This window comes from Kitasatospora sp. NPDC048662 (assembly GCF_055587065.1).
On the sequence record NZ_JBVJHA010000005.1, the window covers coordinates 118,760 to 138,701 of the forward strand.

The window sequence follows — 19,942 nt, forward strand, 5'->3', positions numbered from 1 at the left end:
CTTCGGGCGCGCAGGTGCGTCACTAGGATGGCCGCTGATCGGGGCGGGTTGGGCAAGGTAGGGGGCGGGTTCATTGTTCGGCATCATCAGGCCGTGTCGGCACCGGTTGTCGGAGCGGCTGCACGCGTCGTGGCTGGCGCACCTGTGCGGCCTGTGTCTGGCATTGCGGGACGATCACGGGCAGTTGGCGCGGACGGCGACCAACTACGACGGCCTGGTGATATCCGTGCTGGTCGAGGCGCAGTCGCCGCGCGCCGCCGATCGCCGGACGGCGGGGCCGTGCCCGCTGCGCGGGATGCGGACGGCGCCGGTGGCGCGCGGCGAGGGGGCGCGGCTGGCGGCGGCGGTCTCCTTGGCGCTGGCGTCGGTGAAGATCCGTGACCATGTGCTGGACGGGGACGGGGTGTTCGCGCGCCGGCCGGTCGCGGCGGGGGCGCGGCGAATGACCCGGCGCTGGGAGCGGCAGAGCACGGGCAGCGCGGCGGCGGTCGGGTTCGACACGGGGGTGCTGCTGGCGGCGGCCGGGCGGCAGGAGGAGGCGGAGCGGCTGGTGACGGCGGGCGGTCCGCTGCTGCTGGCGACCGCGCCGACCGAGGAGGCGACGGCGGCGGCGTTCGCGCACACGGCGGTCCTGGCGGGCCGTCCGGGCAACGCGGCGGCGCTGGCCGAGGCGGGCCGGCTGTTCGGACGGCTGGCGCACCTGCTGGACGCGGCCGAGGACCGGCAGCAGGACGAGGCGCAGGGCCTGTGGAATCCGCTGACGGTGTCGGGTACCTCGCAGGAGGAGGCGCGGCGGCTGTGCCGGGACGCCGTGCACGGCATCAAACTCGCCCTGGCGGAGGTCGAGTTCACCGATCGGGCGCTGGTGCACCGGCTGCTGGCGCACGAGACCGGCGAGGCGGTGGACCGAGTGTTCGGCCGCACCGGACACGCGTGCGCGCACGCGGCGGCGCCGGGGACGGGCCCCGAGGCGCCGGTGAATCCGGACGCACCTCCGGGGCCGGAGAAGCCGCTGGAGCCGCAGAAGCCGCGCCGGGACACGATCATGGGGTGCGCGGTCTGGCTGACCATGGCCTGCACCTGCCAGCTGCTGTGCTGCGAGCACGACAACCCGTTCTCCCGGGAGCGCCAGAAGGGGTTCTGTCAGCGCAACTGCAGTTCCTGCTGCGACTGTTGTGACTGCTGCAACGGCTGCGACCCGGACTGCTGCCAGTGCTGCAGCGGGTGCGACGACGGCTGTTGCAGTGGGTGCGACTGCGGGTGCGACTGTTCGTAGGCATGGAGGATCGAGAACGCGTGGAGCACATCATGGGTGACACCCTGGAGTTCGCGGCAGCGACCGAGCTCACCGGCTGGGGCTGGCCGGACGTCCTGGCCCTGGGCGGCGGCGCGGCCGACCCGTTCGAGACCACCTCGCTCGGCGTGACGTGGCGGCCCAAGGACCGGCACTTCGGCGTGTGGCACGAGGGCCGGGTGGTCGCGCACGCCGGGTTGGCGGTGGGCGCGGTGGAGGCCGGCGGGCAGCGCTTCGACGTCGCGGGCGTCGGCGGCGTCATCGTCGCCCCGGCCCTGCGCGGCCACGGCCTGGCCCGCCTCGCCGTCGCCGGGGTGCTGGACGCCGCCCGGGTCGACGGCCTGGACCGGGCGCTGCTGTTCTGCCTGCCGAGTCGCGCCCCGCTCTACCTCCGCCTCGGCTTTCTGCCCCTGCCCGAGCCGGTGACGGCCGACCAGCCCACCGGCCCGGCGCCCGTCCCGCTCGGCGCGATGTGGAAGCCGCTGACACCCGGGGCCGGGTGGCCCGACGGGCCGGTCCGGCTGCACTCGCTGCCCATGTGAGCGGCCGGGGCCGAGGTGGCCGGGCGGCGGTGATTCGCCGACGGGGCACGGCAGTTGGTCACTGGGCTACGGTGTCGGGCAGGAACGCGGACGGCTGGCCGGCGGACACCCGGACCTCCTACGGCACCGTCGCGGTCGACTACGCCGACCGCCTGCGCGGGGTTCTGGCCGGGGCGCCGTACCTTCGAGCCGCCCTGGCCCTGTTCGCCGACCTGGTGCGCGCCGCCGGGGGCGGGCCGGTGGGGGGGCGGGCCGGTGGGGGGTGGGCCGGTGGCGGACGTGGGCTGCGGCCCCGGGCACGTCACCGACCGCCTGCGCGAGTTGGGGCCCGACGTCTTCGGGATCGACCTGCCGCCCGGGATGATCGAGGTGGCTCGGCGCGAGCACCCCGGCCTGCGGTTCGGGGTGGACTCGATGGCGGACCTCGCTCTCGCGGACGCCTCGGTCGCCGGACTGCTCGCCTTCTGGTCCCTGATCCACCTCCCCGACGAGGCGGTCCCCGCCGTCCTGGACCGGTTCCGCGGGTGCTGCGCCCCGGCGGACCACTGCTGCTCGGCTTCCACGTCGGCATCGGGTCGCGCCTGAAGACGCAGGGCTACGGCGGTCACCCGATGCGGGCATGCGGGTCCACGTCCACCGCCGCTCGCCCGAGCAGGTGGCCGCGTGGCTGCGCGAGGCCGGGTTCACGGTGGAGGCCCACCTGCTGACCGACCCCGACGCGAGCGTGCCGGGGGCGATCCTGTTCGCGCGCCGTCCGGCCCACGGTGGCGGGAAATAAGCCTTCGGCCGTGAACCGACGACCGTTGCAAGGCTGTTGCCCACGCTGTGACAGGCGTCACAGGACGGGCGGCCCGTGACGTGATCGACTCGTCGAATGTCTGCTTCCGCCGTGCGCCCCGCTGCCCTCTTCCTCACCGCCGCCGCCTTGCTCGCGGGCTGCGGAACGGTGACGGCCGGCGGCGGCGGGCCGGCCGCGCCGTCGGCGAGCGCGGGGCCGTGCGGGGTGCCGGTGGAGAGGCCGCTGGAGGGGTGGGTCCGGGACGGGGTGCGGATTCTCGCGGTGAACGACGCCTGCGCGGAGTTCGAGGTGACCAACGCGGGCAGCGAAACCGCGGACTTCTCGGTGCTGTTCGGGTGGACGGGCGTCGGCCAGCGGCTGCACACCAGCCCGACCGGCACGGTGTCGGCGGTACCGCCGGGCGCGACCGTCCGGGGCCGGGTCGAGCAGGGCACCCCGAACCCGGCGCGCGCCAACGCGTCCCAGCCGCCGATCGTCCCGAACGTGAAGATCAGCCAGGTGCGCAGCGTCCCGACAGCCGAGGCGCCGTCGAAGGCCGGGCCGTGCCCGGCGTCGGGGGTGCGGCTGTACGCGGACCAGGGCGATTCGGCGATGGGGCTGCGGGTGATGGGCCTGCACCTGGTGAACTGCGGAACCTCGCCGGTGACGGTGAACGGCTACCCGCAGGTGCAGGCACTGGACGAGAAGCACCGGCCGGTGGACGCCCTGCAGGTGCTCGAGGGCGGCGCGGCGATCGCGACCGGCACCGGCGCGGACACGCCGCCGCAGCGGATCACGCTGCGGACGGGCGAGGGCGCGCAGGCCATGGTGGTGTGGCGCAACACCAACGACAACCTCGCGATGGATCCGGTGAACGCCCCGTACCTGCGGGTCCGCGCGACGCCCGACGCGGCGCCGGTGATGGTGACCCCGGAGCTGGACCTCGGCACCACCGGCCGGCTCGGCGTCGGCGCGTGGGTACGGGAGAGCGTCACCTCCTGAGCGGCCCGGCGCCCGGCGCCCGCACGGCACGCCCGCCCGAGCGCCTCGGAAAGCGCTTGCCGGAGCCAACCGGAAACCGCTTTCCCGCCGCCCCCAGAAAGCGCTTTCCACCCCGGCCCCCGGCCCGCTCCGCCCCCGAAACCCGCTACCGCTGCCGCTACCCGACGTGCACGCGCGGCCGCCGGCTGCGGTCGGGCTCGGCCTCGCGCAGCACCTCGCGGGTGACGGGTGCGACCTCGCCCTGACCGAACAGGAAGAACCGCAGGAACTGGGCGAACGGGCTGCCCTCGGTCCACTCGAAGTAGATGTGCGGGAGCTGGCCGGTGGTGTCGCGCACGTGCAGCAGTATCGCCGCGAGCGCGTTCGGCACGCTGGAGTGTTCGAGCGTCAGCACCCGGTAGCGATCGTGCAGCACCTCGCCGTGGACCTTCAGTTCGGCCTCGAAGTCGGACGGATCGAGCACCGTGACCTCGACGAACACCAGGTCGTCCTCGGCCGGGATGTCGTTGTCGGCGCGGATCTGGTGCACCTTGTCGCGGTACTCGGTGAGGTCGCGGGTGGAAGGCTTGGTGGCGATGAAGCGGATCGTGCGGTGCGCGGTGTCCCGCACGAAGCGTTCCGCGACCTCGTCCAGCTGGACGTCGGTGACCCGCAGTTCGAAGGCCCGGGCGAGCCGGGAGGCGAGCGAGACCAGCACGATGCCGGCGATGAAGCAGGCGCCGATCTTCACGCCGTCGGGGCGTTCGGCGATGTTGATGATGGTGGTGTAGACGAACACCGCGGCGATGATCGCGAAGCCGATGGTCCACTTGTGCTGCCGAGCGGCCCGGGCGGCGATGGTGACGGCGATCGCCGCGGAGGTGATCAGCACCAGCACGCCGGTGGCGTACGCACCGCCCTGCTTGTCGACATTGGCGTCGAACAGCCAGGTGACCAGGAAGGCGATCGCGGTGAGCACCAGCACCATCGGGCGCACCGCGCGGGCCCAGTGCGGGGCCATGCCGTAGCGCGGCAGGTAGCGGGGCATCAGGTTGAGCAGTCCGGCCATCGCGGACGCGCCGGCGAACCACAGGATGGCGATGGTGGACAGGTCGTAGACCGAGCCGAACGCGTTGCCCAGGTAGTGGTGGGCCAGGTACGCGAGGGCGCGGCCGTTGGCGGGGCCGCCGGCCTTGAAGTCGTCGGCCGGGATCAGCAGCGTGGTGATGAAGCTGGTGGTGATCAGGAAGCAGCTCATGATCACGGCGGCGGTGGTGAGCAGCTTGCGGGCGCCGCGGATGCGTCCGGTCGGCCGGTCCTCGGTGTCCTCGGGGTCGCCCTCGATGTGCGGCATCACCGCGACGCCGGTCTCGAAGCCGGACAGGCCGAGCGCGAGCTTGGGGAAGACCACCAGGGCGACGCCGATCATCACGATCGGGTTGCCGTGTTCCGCGCTGAGGGCGTGCGTCCAGTCGGTGATCACGGACGGGGCGGTGACGACGTGCCACAGGCCGACCGCGACCACCACCACGTTCAGTGCCAGGTAGACCGCGACCAGCACGACCGCGACGCCGATCGCCTCGCTGAAGCCCTTCAGGAAGACGCCGCCGAGCAGTGCGATCAGCAGCAGCGTGATCAGCACCTGGTGGCCGCTGAGCGCGCTGGTCAGGTGCGGGTTCTCCACCAGGTGGGCGGTGGCGTCGGCGGCGGACAGCGTGATGGTGATCAGGAAGTCGGTGGCGGCGAAGCCGAGCAGCGCCAGGACGAACAGCTTGCCCTTCCAGAACGACAGCAGCCGTTCCAGCATCGCGATCGAGCCTTCGCCGTGCGGGCTCTCCTGGGCGACCCGCCGATAGACGGGCAGCGCGCCGAGCAGGGTGACGGCGACCAGCACGATGGTGGCGATCGGGGAGAGCAGCCCGGCGGCGAGGGCGGCGATGCCGGGCTGGTAGCCGAGGGTGGAGAAGTAGTCCAGGCCGGTCAGGCACATCACCCGCCACCAGCGCTGCCCGTGCTGCTGGTCGGTGGCCTGGGCGTGCGGGCCGGGGTGCTGCTTGGCCATGTCCGACAGGCCTTCCAGCAGCCAGGCCCGCAGGCGCTCGCGCGCCGAGCCGGTGTCCGCGGGGGCGGAATCGACCACTGTGCTGCTCCTGTCGCGAGGTCGGATGCCCCGGGCCGCCGGACGATCCGGCCCACCGGGCGGACTCCCACGTCAATGTAGGTCACCTCCGCCACCGTCCAGGGCAGGCTGGAGCGTAACGTCCCCCATCTGCCCAGGTCGGCACCGGTCCCGGCTGCTTGACGTCCCGTTGGGGCGGCCTTGACGCGCTGTTTGCCCGGCCGGTCGGATACGAAGCGGGGCGGCCGCCACCGCTCCCCCGTCGCCCGCCGGACGACACCCGACCGTTCGAGCACCTGCGGAGGTCGGCTGTCAAGGGCCGAGCGGCCCTGGTTCGGGGCCGGTCGGAGGCAGAGGCGCCTGTCGGTCTGCGGGTACGGTTTGGCAGACTGCAGGGTGTCTGCGTCCGGACGCCGGTCCGGACGTCCGCGATGCGCGAGGAGAGTTGCTGCCATGTCCGAGGGTTCGGCACCGATCAGGGTGTTCCTGCTGGACGACCACGAGGTGGTCCGGCGCGGGGTGCACGACCTGCTGGACTCCGAGCCCGACCTGGAGGTGGTCGGCGAGGCCGGCACGGTCGAACAGGCTCTGGCCCGGGTGCCCGCGCTGCGCCCGGACGTCGCGGTCCTCGACATGCGGCTGCCCGACGGCGACGGGGTGTCCGTGTGCCGCGAGTTGCGTTCACGGATGCCGCAACTCGCCTGCCTGATGCTCACCTCCTTCGACGACGAGGAGGCGCTGCTCGACTCGATCATGGCGGGCGCGGCCGGCTACGTGCTCAAGCAGATCAGCGGCACCGACCTGGTCACCGCGATCCGCACCGTCGCCTCCGGCCAGTCCATGCTCGACCCGGGCGCGGCGACCCGGCTGATGGCCCGCCTGCGCGGCGAGGCCCCGACGCCCGCCCCCGACTTCCCCAACCTGACCGATCGGGAGCGGGAGATCCTGGCGCTGATCGGCGAGGGCCTCACCAACCGGCAGATCGGCGAGCGGGTGTTCCTCGCCGAGAAGACCGTCAAGAACCACATCTCCCGCCTGCTGGCCAAGCTCGGTGTGGAGCGCCGGGTGCAGGCCGCGGTGATCGCCACCCAGACCCTGACCGCGCACTCCTCGGAGCGCGGCGCCTGATCCCCCTGCGGTTCCGCGCCACCACGGGTGCTGTCGGGGCCGCTCGCTAGGGTTCCCTCCGGGTGGCCGGGCGATCATGGCGGCCGCCCGGAGCCATCGGCATGTCTGGAGGGGCAGTGCGGCACTGGGAGTTGGTCGGGGACGGCTCGTCGAAGTTCTGGGAGGCCGCGACCGAGGGCGCGTCCGTGCGGGTCCGCTACGGCCGGATCGGCACCGAGGGGCGCGTCCAGGTCAAGGAGCTCGCGGACCCGGCTGCCGCCGAGGCGCACCTCGCGAAGCAGATCGCCGAGAAGGAGCGCAAGGGCTACCGCGAGACCGCAGGCGTTGACACCCCGACCGCCCCGCCTGCCGGGCCGAACGCCGAAGCCGCCGTCGAACTCGCCGCCGAGGACACCGGTGCCGCCGGTGCCGCCGAGCTTGCCGGTAACACCGGTGCCGCCGAGTTCGCCGAACTGCCGGACGAGGACGCCTTCGTGCTGCCGGAGTCCTGGTACCCGCTGGTGGTGCCGCGCCGCGGTGGCGGGGTGCCGGGCGGGCCGGCCCGGGCGGTGGTGGACCCGGCGGCGGCCGAGGAGTTGGAGTCGCTGCGGATCGCCAGGAACGAGACCCGGATCGAGCAGGTGCTCACGGGCCCCCGGTCGGAGGCGCACCTGGTGCGGGCCGCCCGCGCGCACATGGACGGGATGCCGGACGCGATCGGGGCGGCCGCGGTGGCGGCGATGTTGCGCGAGACCTGGCAGAAGGGCGGCTTCCAGGAGGTGCTGGACTCCTGGATCGCCCGCTTCGGCCTGGGTTTCGCGGCCCGCGCCACGGTGGCCGCCTTCGAGTTCGACGAGGGCTGCGCCCGGCCGAACCAGTACCGCAACGCCCTGGTCTCGGAGGGCCCGGACTACCGCGACCTGCGTGCGGCGGAGTTCGCGTTCGCGCTGGCGCAGGGAGTGCGGCGGGCGCTGGCGTCGGCCGAGGACGCCGAATACCGTTGTGCGCTGGCCGAGTTGGCGGAGTGCCGGACCACCTGGGAGCGCCGGGTGGTGACCGCGTTCCTCGCCCCGGAGGTGCCTGGCTGGGTGGATGAGTGCCTGGCCGACTCCCGGAAGTGCCGTGGGGACAGCGATCTGCACCGCTCCCTGCTGCTGCATTCGGTGGGTACGGCGGAGCAGGTCGCACGGCTCTGGCAGCATCGGGTGCGGGCCTGGACGGAGTGGACGACAGGCCAGCTGGCCACTCTCGCGGACGGGGTGGGCACGGCGTGCGTGCCGTTGTTCGGACACGCGCTGGGGGCCCAGTACGACAACGACCGGGTGCGTGAACTGTCGCTGTTGATGGCCGAGTTCCCCGGCGACGAGGCGTTCCGGGTGCTGCTCGACCGGATCGAGGTCCGGCACGTCCGGCCTGCCCTGCTGCACGCCATGCGCCGCTTCCCGGTGCGCGCGGTACGGCTGCTGGCGGAGTTCGCCCAGCAGCGGACCGGCGCGGAGGCCGCGGCCGCGCGGCAGTTGCTGGTCAGTCAACTCGGCGCGCTCCGTCCGCAGTTGCCCGAGGTTTTGGCCCGACTCGACGCCGACACCGCTGAGTTCGTCGGCTCGCTGGACGTCGCCCGGCAGCACCTGCCGGAGGCGGCACCGGCCGCGTTGCCGGAGCTGCTGACCTCGCCGCCGTGGGCGCGTCCGCGTCCGGCCCGCAAGCCGAAGGTGCTGACCGGGGTAACCGCCGAGGACGCCGCCCAACTGCTGTGGGAGGACGGCGAGTCGGAGCAGTGGCGGGAGGGCAGGCAGGCCCCGTGGACTTTCGGTGCGGGCTTCGACTGGGCCGCCGAGGCGAGGATCCGGCTGACGGAGGCCGGTGGTCTCTGGTACGGCGCGGAGCTGCTGAGGCACGGCCCCGAGGAGATCGTGGGCCCGTACCTGGAGGGGTGGCGGCCCGCCGAGTACTGGAACGCGGCGCAGTCGCTGCGTCCGGTGGTGGCCAGGTTCGGCCTGGCCGCGCTGCCGTTGCTGCGCGACGGCGCGCTCGCTCAGCCCGGGCATGTGGTGCCGTTGCTGCTGCCGTTCCGGGACGTCACCGTGGCCGGGGTGATGGCGGATGCGCTGGTCCGCCTCAAGTCGCACCGGGCGACGGCCCGTTCGTGGTTCGCCCGGCACGGCGTCGAGGGTGCGCTGCTGCTGGTGCCGAACGCGGTCGGCAAGGCCGGCCGGGCCCGGGTGGCCGCCGAGAACGCGCTGCGGCTGGTCGCGGCGCAGCAGGGCGCGGACGTCCTGCTGGTGGCGGTGACGAATCGTTTCGGCGAGGGGGTGGCGGCCGTGGTGGCGGAGTCGCTGAGCGCGGATCCGCTGGTCAACGCGCTGCCCGCGCGGATGCCGGAGTTCCCGCAGTGGCTGCTGCTCGGTGCGCTGCCGCAGTTGGTGCTGCGTTCCGGTGAGGCGCTGCCGCAGCCGGCGGTGCGCAACGTGGTCACGATGATGGCGCTGTCGAAGCTGCGTGACCCGTACCCGGGTCTGCCGCTGGTGGCGCAGTTGCTGCGGCCGGAGTCGGCGGCGGAGTTCGGGTGGGCGCTGTTCGAGGAGTGGCGGCAGGCGGGGATGCCTGCCGCGGACAGTTGGGCGCTGTTCGTGCTGGGCGAGTGGGGCGACGACGGGACGGCGCGCCGGCTGGCTCCGGTGCTGCGCGAGTGGCCGGGTGCCGGTGCGCACCACCGCGCGGTGGAGGGTCTGGAGGTGCTGGCGGCGATCGGCAGCGATGTCGCGTTGATGCAGTTGCACGGCATCGCGCAGCGGGTGAAGTTCAAGGCGCTGAAGTCGCGGGCGCAGGAGAAGGTCGCCGAGATCGCGCAGGCGCTGGGTCTGACGGGCGAGCAGCTCGGCGACCGGCTGGTGCCGGATCTGGGGCTGGACGCGAACGGCACGACGGTCATCGACTACGGTGCGCGGACGTTCACGGTCGGGTTCGACGAGCAGCTGCGTCCGTTCGTGCTGGACGCGGACGGCAAGCGCCGAAAGGATCTGCCCGCGCCCGGCGCGAAGGACGACCCGGAGCTCGCGCCCGCCGAGCGCAAGCGTTTCGCCGCGCTGAAGAAGGACGTCCGGACGCTGGCCGGCGATCAGATCCACCGTCTCGAAGCCGCGATGGTCGCCGGACGGACCTGGACGGCGGCCGAGTTCCGCACGCTGCTGGTCGATCACCCGCTGCTTCGGCACCTGTCCCGCCGGCTGCTCTGGAGCACTGCGGAAACCGCTTTCCGGGTCGCCGGGGACGGCACCTTCGCCGACGTCCACGACAAGGCGTTCACGCTCCCCGAGGACGCTGTCGTCCGCCTCGCCCACCCCCTGCACCTCGGCGCCGATCTGCCCGTCTGGGTGGAGCTCTTCGCCGAGCACGAGCTGCTCCAGCCGTTCCGCCAGCTCGCCCGCCCGACGGCCGTGCTGACGGCGGAGGAGGCCGCGGGGCACCGGCTGCACCGCTTCGAGGGGGCGAAGGTGCCGGTGGGCCGCCTGCTGGGCATGACCAAGCGCGGCTGGCAGCGCGGCACGCCCGAGGACGCGGGGGTGGAGCGCTGGTTCCACAAGCCGCTGCCGAACGGCCGGCACCTGGTGATCGCCCTCGAACCGGGTATCTGGGTCGGCGTGGTGACGGAGTTCCCCGAGCAGACCCTCCGCACGGTGTGGCTGGACACCAGGGCGCACGACTACTGGCCCGGCCGTGAGCACCGCGAGCGGTTCGCCGAGCTGGACGCCCTCACCGCCTCCGAACTCCTCGCCGACCTGGAGGAACTGACCGCCGGCTAGGGCCTGTCCGGTCCCAGCGCCGTCCGCCCTGGACCTGCGCCCGTTGCTGCCCGAGAATCGACAGCGGCAGAAACACCAGTGGCCACACCGGCACCGGGCGCAACGGCAGCACCGGGGCCGCGGCGCCGGGCCGCGCCCGGTCACCTGCTGGTCAAGAGAGAGGCAGCCCACGTGAGTTCAGCGCACGAGCCCGGCACCGTCGAGCCCGAGATCGTCGAGCCCGAGATCGTCGAACCCGGAGCCGTCGAACCCGGCCGCGAGGAGGCGGCCGAGGTGCGGCGGTTCTGGGCCGGGCTCGGGCTGCCCGGGCTGATCGACGTCCACACCCATTTCATGCCCGAGCGGGTGCTGCGCAAGGTGTGGGAGTACTTCGACGCCAATGGGCCGCTGATCGGCGGGCTGGCCTGGCCGATCACCTACCGCGCCGAGGAGGCCGAACGCACCGCCGTGCTGCGGGAGTTCGGCGTCCGGGCGTTCACCTCGATGCTCTACCCGCACAAGCCGGGCATGGCCCGGTGGCTGAACGACTGGGCCGTTGACTTCGCCCGCCGCGCCCCGGACTGCCTGCACACCGCCACGCTCTACCCCGAACCGGACACCGGGGAGTACGTCCGCGAGGCGCTCGACGCGGGGGCTCGGGTGTTCAAGGCCCATGTGCAGGTCGGGGACTACGATCCGGCGGACGAGCAACTCCGCTCCGCGTGGGGCATGCTGGCCGAGGCGGGCGTTCCGGTGGTGATGCACTGCGGTTCCGGACCGGCGCCCGGCCGCTTCACCGGCCCCGAGTCGGCCGCCCGGGTGCTCGCCCGGCACCCCCGACTGCGGCTGATCGTCGCCCACTTGGGCATGCCCGAGTACGAAGCCTTCCTCGGCCTCGCCGAGCGGTACCCGCAGGTGCACCTCGACACCACCATGGCGTTCACCGACTTCACCGAGAGCTTCATGCCCTTCCCCCAACGCGCCCTGCCCCGGCTCGCCGACCTCGGTGACCGCGTCCTGCTCGGCACCGACTTCCCGAACATCCCGTACCCCTACCTGCATCAACTCCGCGCCCTGGAACGGCTGGAGCTCGGATCCGACTGGCTGCGGGCGGTCTGCCACGACAACGCCGCCAAGCTGTTCGCTCTCTGACCGCCGCCCCCTGCCACCGCCTGCCACCGCCGTCCGTCTGTGGGTGTATGCCTGCGGGCGGACGACCGGCGGCGGGGGTGCTGGCTACCATCCCCGCATGCACCGCACGCACCACACGAATCCGGATCTGCCGCGCGCGCCGTGGCTGAGGCGACTGCCGTCGGGCGCCTGGACGGCACTGGGCTGGTGCGCCACCGTCCCGCTCGCGCTGCTGCTCTTCTTCTCGACGACGTATCAGCTGACGCCACCACTCGAATCCCGCGGCCCGGTCGCCTTGTTGACGCTCGGGATCCGGGCGGCGCTGGCCGTGTTGCTGGCGCTGGCGGCCGGCTGGGCCCGGCGGTGGCCGGTGCAGGTGTTCGGGGTGCTGCTGGCCGAGTCGGCGCTGGTGGCGCTGCTGGGCGCCCAGCCGTGGCCGCTCTTCATGGCGATGAACGTCCTGGTCGGGTACCTGGCGGCAACCCGCCCCCGCCGGACGTCCGCGCTCGCCGCCGTCGCCGAACTCGTGTTCTGGCTGGGCGAGTCGGCGCCGGTGAAGCTCCACACGGTGGAGGCCGGCGAGCTCGCGAGCACCACCGCGGCGTTCGCGGCGAGCATCGCGATCCCGTGGGCGATCGGCAACTCGATACGCCAGCAACGCCGTTACAGCCAGGACCTTCGTGCCTACGCCGCCCGCCAGGCGATCACCGTCGAACGGCTGCGGATCGCCCGGGAGTTGCACGACGTGGTGGCCCACAGCATCGGCGTCATCGCGATCCAGGCCGGTGCGGCGAGCCTGGTCCTGGACGTGGAGCCGGCCGGGGCGCGCCGGGCCCTGGACACCATCGAGGCCACCAGCCGCGAGACGCTGTCCGGCCTGCGCCGGATGCTGGTCTCCCTGCGCCAGGCCGAGACCGGCGAGGATCCCTCGATCGCCGTACCACTCGCGGGACTTGAGGCCGTCGGCCGCCTGACGGAGACGATGGCGCAGGCCGGCGTCGAGGTGGACGTACAGTGGCGGGGACGGCCGCGCCCGCTGCCGCCCGAGATCGACCTGGCCGCCTTCCGGATCGTCCAGGAGTCGGTCACCAATGTGCTGCGGCACTCGGGCGCCGACCGCTGTGAGGTCCACATCGCTTACGGGGAGCAGGAATTGGCCATCGAGGTGCTCGACGGCGGCCGCGGCCGCACAACCGGTGGCCACACCGGCGGCCACACCGGCGGCAGTGGCTTGGGAATCGCCGGGATGCGCGAGCGGGTCGCCCTGCTGAACGGCCGGTTCAGCGCCAACTCCCGCCCCGAGGGCGGCTTCCGGGTCGCCGCGAGGCTGCCCGCATGACGGCCGCCGACGCGGCCGCCGCACCGATCCGGGTGCTGCTCGCCGACGACCAGGAACTGGTGCGCGCCGGGCTCGGCATGGCCATCGCCCACTCCCCCGGTCTGGAGCTCGCGGGCGAGGCGGCCGGCGGCGCCGAGGCCGTCCGACGGGTGCGGGAGGTCCGTCCCGACGTGGTGGTGATGGACATCCGGATGCCCGGCATGGACGGCATCGAAGCCACCCGGCTGCTCACCGCGGGTACGGGCGCGGCCGACCCGCCGGTGCGGGTACTGATGCTGACCACCTTCGACGACGACGAGAACGTCTACGCCGCGCTGCGGGCCGGTGCGAGTGGCTTCCTGGTCAAGGACATGGCGTTGACGGACATCCTCGCGGCGATCCGGGTGGTCGCCGCCGGCGACGCGCTGATCGCGCCGAGCGTCACCCGTCGCCTGATCGCCGACCTCACGGCTCGGCCCGCCCCGGCCGAGCCGAAGCGCAGCCTCCGGGGGATCACCGAGCGCGAGCACGAGGTCCTGACCCTGGTCGGTCGCGGCCTGTCCAATGCCGAGATCGCCGAGCGGCTGTTCATCGCCCCTGCCACCGCCAAGACCCATGTCGCCCGCCTGCTGGCCAAGTTGGACGCCCGCGACCGCGTCCACCTGGTCATCGCCGCCTACGACGCGGGCCTGGTGTCCCCGTCCGGCTGAGCCCACCGGGCGGGGACACCGGCCTTCTGTGTCACGGGAGTTGGACGGTCACCTCCGGCTGGTCCGGGGACGGCCCGTCCAGCAGCGGCTGCGGCTTCCCCTTCAACTGCTGGTCGAAGAAGGCGCCGAGGTACGTCCGGGTGATCGCCAGTCCGCGCCCGGGGTCGATCGCCCCGGGAGTGGCGGGCAGGCCCGCGGCCCGCGCGAGCAGCAGGAGGTCGCTGAAGGTGCCGTGCTCGGCTCCGGCGACGGTCAGCCGGCGCTTCCAACCGTCCAGGCGGGACCAGGCCTCGTCCCAGCTGGGGTCCATGCCCGGGGCCTCGTCGGAGCCGGCGCCGAACAGCAGGAACGGCCGCCCGTCGAGTCCGCCGGCCGGGACGGGCGCGAAGAAGGTGCCGTCCATGTTCACCCCCGCCCGCACCCGGCGATCGGCGGCCATGGTCAGGGCGGCGGCGTCACCCCCGATGGAGTGCCCGGCCATGCCGATCCGCCGGTGGTCGATCAGGTGGGCGCGCGCCCAGGGCGACTCGTCCGAGGTCAGCCGGTCGATGACGAACGAGGCGTCCTTCGCCCGGCTCTCGGCGATGGCCGCCGGACCGCCCTGCGGGGGCTGGTCGCAGATGGCGAAGGCGAGCGTCCGGCCGTCGGGGAAGGTCACGCCCGAGGACTCGTAGGTGTGGTCGATCAGCGCGACCACGTACCCGCGACTGGCCAGGTCCTCGGCGATGCTGGTGAACGCCGCCCGGGGGAAGGTGAAGCCGGGCGAGAGCAGCACCAGCGGGAACCGCCCGGCCGCCGACCGCGCGCCGGCCCGCGCCCAGGTGCCGACAGCGGCCACCTCCTCGGGCGCGATGCCCCCACCCGGGGCCTTCATCGCCAGCAGCAGCCGGGCCTCCTCGGTGCTCATGTACGGCGCGGGCCCCCCGCTCCCCGCCCGGGCCGGGTAGTACATCGACACCATCAACTCCCGTGCCCCCGCCGACGGCACCCACGGATCCTGCCGGTCGCGGTCGACCAGGTGCAGCAGATCCCGCCCGACCGCGTACGGCCCGGTCGGGCGGGGCAAGGAGGCCGCGAAAGCGGCCGCCGCGGGGGCAGCGGCCGAGGTCGGCGAACCGGCGGCCGCCGCGGCCGAGGTCGGCGAACCGGCGGCGAGAGCGGGGGCCGCAGCAGCAATCGGCAGCGGCAGGACAAGAGCGAGCGCGGCGGTCACAGCCACGCGGCGAAGACTGGTCATGTCCCCGAACCTAGGCTGCGGACACCCCGCTTGACGCCCGCTCGGAAGCGGACCACCCCGTCCCCTCCCGGGCGGAGCACCCCGTCCCCTCCCCGGCGGACCCGCCCTCCGCCCCCGGGCGGAGGGCATTGGCGCCGCCGGGGTCCGGACCGGTCAGGCGAAGACCGTGTCCTGGGTCGTCGCCAGGCGGGCCCGGTCGGTGTGGGCGTTGATCCAGTCGGTGATGTTCTTGATGGCCTGGTCGGTGTCGCCGGAGCGCTGGTAGTCGTTGAACTTGTAGCCGGCGATGAGGCCGTCCACGCCCGCCTCGCCGAGCAGGCGGGCGGCGCATGCGGCGGCGCCGGAGGAGGAGCCGATGGTCCAGGAGAAGACGCCGGTCAGGTAGCCGGCGTCGCGGGTCGCCGTGCTCTGTTTCAGGCCGGCGACCTTGTCGCTGCCCTCGTTGTCACAGGTGCCGACGGCGGTGGCGAAGATCGCGGAGCCGTCGTCGACGAGGCGGTGCTGGAAGGTGACGCCGCCGCCGTTGTAGGAGAAGGCGATGCTGGCGTCCTGGTACGTTCCGGTGACCATCACGCCCTCGGACGGGGTGAGGTCCCGCTTGAGGTCGTCCCAGAGTGTGCGCTTGTCGTTGTCCCAGGTCACCTCGTAGATCACCTGGATGCCGTTGGCCACCAGTTTGTCCCGGGCGAGCGCCTTCAGCGTGCCGAGGTCCCGGTTCTCGGGGTTCTTGATGTCGACCCAGGCCAGGGTGAGGTTGCGTCCGGCGCGGCGCTGGGCGGCCATCTCGTCGAAGATCGCCGAGACTCGTTTGCGGTCCAGGTTGCCGCTGTCGACGTTCTCGGAGGCGGGGTTGCCGACGTCGCAGGCCACCCATTCCCAGTTGTCGACGAAGCAGCCGCCGTACGCGTGGTTCGCGGCGTCGACCTCGATGGCGTTGTATCCGGCGTCCAGCGCCGGGCCGACCCGGTCGACGGAGTTGAGGTTGTGCGCGATCGCGTAGATGGGGCGCAGCCGGGAGCCCGGCCAGGGCTGGACGGCCTGGCGGCCGAGCCGCTGGGCGGGGCTGTCGTCGCAGCCCCGGATCTGCAGGGGGTTGCCGAAGCGGAAGTCCGCGTTCGGGACGTCCAGACATGTCCCGCTGCCCGCGTTGACCAGCTGCCGGCCACCGGAGGGCGAGGGTTCGTCCCGCCAGATCTGTGCGGGGGTGCCGTTGCAGTCCCACTGCCAGACGGCGGTGCCGTCCACCGAGGCGCCCCACTTGACGTCCAGGCACTTGCCCGTGCCGATGTTCACCCAGGACACCCCGTTCCCGACGGGTCGCGAGATCCAGCGCTGGGGGCCGGAGTTGTTGCACCCCCAGATCTGGATCGCGCTCCCGGTGACCGGTGACCCGTTGGGAACGTCCACGCACCAGCCGCCGAGGGTCAACGACTCCGGGTAGGCGTACGGCAGTTGTCTCGGCGTCGGCGGTGTCCCCGAGCCCCCGGGGGGCGGCGTCTCGATGCAGGAGGGCGGCGGCTCGGGTGCGTCGCACGGGTTGATCGCGTGTGCGGCGGGCGCGGTGACCAGCAGCGAAGCCGCCAGCGTCAGCAGTGACGCGACCGCGATCGGAAGTTTGCGTGACATCGGGCCTCTTTTCACGGACGGCGGGACGGCAGGTGTGCCATGTCCCGGTTTGAGCACCGACCGTAGGTTCGCCCGGTTGCCACCGACTTGCCGCCCGCTCAACGGGCACCTCGGCCCGCCCCCGCAACTGGCACCTCGGCCCGCCCGCGCAACCGCCCCCCACCCCCGGACGGTCAGCGTGTCAGCAGGTCGATCACGCCCGTCAGGTCCTCCTCGCCGCTGCCCACGGCCAGCCGGCGGCGCATCAACTCGAAGTAGCGGGTGAGGAGTTCGGGGCTGACGCCCTGCTCCTGCGCGGTGGCCAGGAAGGTCGGGGTGCCGGCGACCTGCATGGCGAGGGTGGAGACGACGCCGTTGGTGTAGTCGCCGGTGCGCAGGTTTTCGGCGGTCTGGTGGACCGAGGGGGCCATCGCGGTGAGCCAGCCGGCCAGCAGGGGGGCGAGGGTGGTGGGGTCGATGTTCTCCTTGCGGATCAGGGCGAAGGCGTGTGCGGCCCCGGCGAGCATGCCGTACATGGCGCTGAGCAGGGCGACATCGTGCAGGGCGGCGAAGCCCGGGTCCTCGCCGACGTAGGTGGTGGCGAGCGGGACGGCGAGGGCCGGCCGGTGCCGGTCGAACAGGTCCTGCGAGCCGCTGTAGAAGACGTAGCCGCCGGCCTGCGGAACGCCGACCATCGGGGGGACGGCCATGATCCCGCCGTCCAGGTAGCGGGCGCCGCGTTCGCGGGCCCACTCGGCGCGGGCGCGGGCCTGGGCGGGGGTGCTGGTGGTGAGGTTGACCACGTCCCGGCCGGTCAGGTCGGTCCCGGCCAGGACGTCGCCGACCGAGGTGTCGTCCAGCAGGCAGACGACGATCAGGGTGTTCGCGGCGACCGCCTCGGCGGCGCTCCCGGCGACCTTCGCGCCCTCGCCGGCGAGGGCTTCGGCTCGGGCCGGGGTGCGGTTCCAGACGGTGAGCGGGTGCCCGGCGGCAAGCCAGGTGCGGGCCAGCGCGGTGCCCATGGTGCCGAGCCCGAGCATGGTCACGGGGGCGGCGGCGGTGTTCTCAACAGTGTTCTGTGCCATGCCGATTAGGCTGGTCCAGGACCCGGAAGTGATCAAGTACGCACTTGGCAGTGGGTGCTTACCCCGGGGTGAGTGAGCAGGTCAGAAGGGTGGAACATGACGACGCTGAACCGACCGGGCACGCCGGAGGGACACGTCTGCGGGATCGACGCCGCGATGGAGGTGATCGGCGGCAAGTGGAAGGTGCTGATCCTGTGGGCGCTCCACGAGCAACCCTGCTGCCGCTTCGGCGAGTTGCGCCGGCTGCTGCCGGGGATCACCGAGAAGGTGCTGGCTTCCCATCTGCGGGAACTGGAGACGGACGGCGTGGTGCGCCGGGTCTCCTACGACGAGGTTCCGCCCCGGGTCGAATACTCCCTCACCGAGGACGGCGCCCGCCTCAACGACGCCCTCCAGCCCCTGGCCGCGTGGGCACGCGACCGGCAGACCGAACGCGCCCTCCGGCCGCTGCCCTAGGGTCTGCCCGACCGGCCTTCGCGCCCGGCCGGGTTGTCGGCGGTGCGCGAAGGCGCGGCGAGGGGTCTCAGTGACTCAGTGGGGCCGTCCAGTTGAGGGTGGTGCCGCCGGTGTCGGGGGCCGTGACGGTGAGGGTGCCGCCGAGGGAGCGGGCGCGTTCCTCGAGGTTGCGCAGGCCGCTGCGGCGGCCCTGGGCGGGGATGCCGACGCCGTCGTCCTGGACGGTGAGGACGACCTGGCTGCCGGTGGCCTGGAGGGCGACCTCGACGCGGCCGGCCTTGGCGTGCCGGGCGGCGTTGCTGAGTGCCTCGTTGAGGACGGCCACCAAGTGGTCGGCGACGGCGGGCGGGACGTCGGTGTCGAGCAGGCCTTCCATGCTCAGGCGGGGGGCGAAGCCGAGCGCGGAGTGGGCCTGTTCGACCACGTGGACGGCGCGGGCGCGCAGGCCCTGTCCTACGCCTGCCTCGCGGACCCGCAGCCCGAAGATCGTCGAACGGATGATCTTGATGGTCTCGTCCAGGTCGCCGACCGCCCGCAGCACCCGGTCGGAGGCCCCGGGGTGTTCGATGAAGCGGGCGGCGCTCTGCAGCGTCATGCCGGTGGCGAACAGGCGCTGGATGGCCAGGTCGTGCAGGTCGCGGGCGATCCGGTCGCGATCTTCCAGGACGGCCAACTGCTCGGCGTCGCGCCGCCGTTCGGCGAGCTCCAGGGCCAGCGCGGCCTGGTCGGCGAAGGCCAGCAGCGGCTCGATCTCGCGCTCGGTGAACTCCGGTTCGCCGCTCGCTCGCACCAGCAGCAGCACGCCCTCGGTGTGGCCCTCGGCGCGCCCCAGCGGCACCGCGACGGCCGGGCCGAGGCCCGCGTACCGGTCCGCCCGGGCGGGGAAGCGCGGGTCCTCGGCGAGCACGTTCGACGTCACCGGCGCGCCCTGGACGCAGGCCGCGCCCGAGATGGTGCCCTCCAGCGGGACGTCCGCGCCGACCCGGCCGGCCAGGTCGCCGCCGAGGGAGAGCTCAATGTGCAGGCCGCCTCCGTCGGGCAGCACGGTGAGCACGTCGGCCTGCCGGGCGCCGCTGATGTCGCAGGCCCGCTGGGCGATCAGCTCGACCACCTGGGTGCGGGAGCTGCCGGACAGCAGGCGGCGGTTGATCTCGGCGGTGGCGGTCAGCCAGCGCTGCCGGCGCTGCGCCTCCTCGTACAGGCGGGCGTTGTCGATGGCCACGCCCGCCGCGACGGCGAGGGTGGCGATCACCGATTCGTCGTCGTCGTCGAACCCGGCGGCGCCGCGCTTGTCGGTCAGGTAGATGTTGCCGAACACCTCGTCGCGGACCCGGACCGGCAGGCCCAGGAAGGTGCGCATCTCGGGGTGGTGGGTGGGGCAGCCGGTGGACGCCGGGTGCTCGCGCAGGTCGTCCAGGCGCAGCGGTTCGGGGTTGCGGATGAGTTCGCCGAGCAGGCCCTTGCCGGTCGGGTAGGGGCCGATCCTGGCGATCTCCTCGTCGCTGAGGCCAACGGTGAGGAACTGCGACAGGGTGTCGCCGTCGGCGCCGATCACGCCGAGCGCCGCGTACTTGGCGTCGGCGAGGACGGCCGCCGCCTCGACGATCCGGCGCAGCACCTGGGTGAGCTCCAGCTCCCGGCCGACCGAGAGCACCGCCTCCAGCAGGCTGTGTACCCGGTCCCGGGTGCCGCGTGCCACATCGATCCGGGCCTGAAGTTCGGCCAGCAGCTCGTCCAGCCGAAGCTGGGGAAGCCGCGACCGCGGTTCCTCCTCGCGCACTGCGTTCCTCCTCGTCC

The 19,942-nt window shown here is 73.2% G+C and carries 16 protein-coding genes; 11 read left to right on the plus strand and 5 right to left on the minus strand.

Annotation, left to right across the window (positions count from 1 at the left end):
* The first annotated feature begins 73 nt into the window (after nt 1–73).
* The 5 genes from ACZ6R9_RS16395 to ACZ6R9_RS16415 all read left to right on the plus strand — a co-directional run bounded on the left by ACZ6R9_RS16395 (nt 74) and on the right by ACZ6R9_RS16415 (nt 3,616).
* On the plus strand, nt 74–1,276 hold the full coding sequence (locus ACZ6R9_RS16395) for a DUF5685 family protein (RefSeq protein ID WP_465538636.1): 1,203 nt from the start codon (nt 74–76) through the stop codon (nt 1,274–1,276).
* A 32-nt stretch (nt 1,277–1,308) separates the two neighbouring features.
* Nucleotides 1,309–1,836, plus strand: coding sequence for a GNAT family N-acetyltransferase (locus ACZ6R9_RS16400; RefSeq protein ID WP_465538637.1), 528 nt, complete (start codon nt 1,309–1,311; stop codon nt 1,834–1,836).
* A 270-nt stretch (nt 1,837–2,106) separates the two neighbouring features.
* Complete coding sequence (locus ACZ6R9_RS16405; protein ID WP_465538638.1) at nt 2,107–2,421, plus strand: class I SAM-dependent methyltransferase; 315 nt, start codon at nt 2,107–2,109, stop codon at nt 2,419–2,421.
* Nucleotides 2,422–2,455: 34 nt separating this feature from the next.
* Nucleotides 2,456–2,614, plus strand: a complete 159-nt coding sequence (locus ACZ6R9_RS16410) for a hypothetical protein (RefSeq protein WP_380480727.1) — start codon at nt 2,456–2,458, stop codon at nt 2,612–2,614.
* Between the two features lie 96 nt (nt 2,615–2,710).
* A complete protein-coding gene (locus ACZ6R9_RS16415; protein WP_465538639.1) occupies nt 2,711–3,616 on the plus strand; it encodes a DUF4232 domain-containing protein in 906 nt (301 codons plus the stop codon).
* A 157-nt stretch (nt 3,617–3,773) separates the two neighbouring features.
* On the opposite strand, the gene ACZ6R9_RS16420 is transcribed toward ACZ6R9_RS16415, so the two are convergent.
* Nucleotides 3,774–5,657, minus strand: coding sequence for an APC family permease (locus ACZ6R9_RS16420; RefSeq protein WP_380480954.1), 1,884 nt, complete (start codon nt 5,655–5,657; stop codon nt 3,774–3,776).
* Between the two features lie 510 nt (nt 5,658–6,167).
* Between ACZ6R9_RS16420 and ACZ6R9_RS16425 the strand changes: the two genes are divergently transcribed.
* From ACZ6R9_RS16425 to ACZ6R9_RS16445, 5 genes are all read left to right on the plus strand, one after another.
* Nucleotides 6,168–6,842 (plus strand): response regulator, encoded by a 675-nt coding sequence (locus ACZ6R9_RS16425; RefSeq protein WP_380480723.1) that lies wholly within the window; start codon nt 6,168–6,170, stop codon nt 6,840–6,842.
* A gap of 101 nt (nt 6,843–6,943) precedes the next feature.
* Nucleotides 6,944–10,624, plus strand: coding sequence for a DUF4132 domain-containing protein (locus ACZ6R9_RS16430; protein ID WP_465538640.1), 3,681 nt, complete (start codon nt 6,944–6,946; stop codon nt 10,622–10,624).
* 210 nt (nt 10,625–10,834) lie between these two features.
* Nucleotides 10,835–11,755, plus strand: coding sequence for an amidohydrolase family protein (locus ACZ6R9_RS16435; protein WP_465538853.1), 921 nt, complete (start codon nt 10,835–10,837; stop codon nt 11,753–11,755).
* 97 nt (nt 11,756–11,852) lie between these two features.
* Nucleotides 11,853–13,073, plus strand: coding sequence for a sensor histidine kinase (locus ACZ6R9_RS16440; protein ID WP_380480719.1), 1,221 nt, complete (start codon nt 11,853–11,855; stop codon nt 13,071–13,073).
* Nucleotides 13,070–13,762: a response regulator gene (locus ACZ6R9_RS16445; RefSeq protein ID WP_465538641.1), complete on the plus strand. Its 693-nt coding sequence runs from the start codon at nt 13,070–13,072 to the stop codon at nt 13,760–13,762. The genes ACZ6R9_RS16440 and ACZ6R9_RS16445 overlap by 4 nt, the downstream gene beginning before the upstream one ends.
* A gap of 31 nt (nt 13,763–13,793) precedes the next feature.
* On the opposite strand, the gene ACZ6R9_RS16450 is transcribed toward ACZ6R9_RS16445, so the two are convergent.
* The 3 genes from ACZ6R9_RS16450 to ACZ6R9_RS16460 form a co-directional block, all read right to left on the minus strand.
* The gene (locus ACZ6R9_RS16450; protein ID WP_465538642.1) at nt 13,794–14,999 is read right to left on the minus strand and encodes an alpha/beta hydrolase family protein; all 1,206 of its coding nucleotides are present in this window, start codon (nt 14,997–14,999) and stop codon (nt 13,794–13,796) included.
* A gap of 153 nt (nt 15,000–15,152) precedes the next feature.
* On the minus strand, nt 15,153–16,625 hold the full coding sequence (locus ACZ6R9_RS16455; protein ID WP_465538643.1) for an RICIN domain-containing protein: 1,473 nt from the start codon (nt 16,623–16,625) through the stop codon (nt 15,153–15,155).
* Between the two features lie 173 nt (nt 16,626–16,798).
* On the minus strand, nt 16,799–17,689 hold the full coding sequence (locus tag ACZ6R9_RS16460) for an NAD(P)-dependent oxidoreductase (protein WP_465538644.1): 891 nt from the start codon (nt 17,687–17,689) through the stop codon (nt 16,799–16,801).
* Nucleotides 17,690–17,785: 96 nt separating this feature from the next.
* Here ACZ6R9_RS16460 and ACZ6R9_RS16465 point away from each other — a divergent pair, with 96 nt between their 5' ends.
* A complete protein-coding gene (locus tag ACZ6R9_RS16465; RefSeq protein ID WP_380480709.1) occupies nt 17,786–18,145 on the plus strand; it encodes a winged helix-turn-helix transcriptional regulator in 360 nt (119 codons plus the stop codon).
* 67 nt (nt 18,146–18,212) lie between these two features.
* Here the strand turns inward: ACZ6R9_RS16465 and ACZ6R9_RS16470 are convergent, their stop codons facing one another.
* Nucleotides 18,213–19,925 carry a sensor histidine kinase gene (locus ACZ6R9_RS16470; RefSeq protein WP_465538645.1) on the minus strand — a complete coding sequence of 571 codons (1,713 nt, stop codon included), beginning with the start codon at nt 19,923–19,925 and terminating at the stop codon, nt 18,213–18,215.
* Nucleotides 19,926–19,942 lie beyond the last annotated feature (17 nt).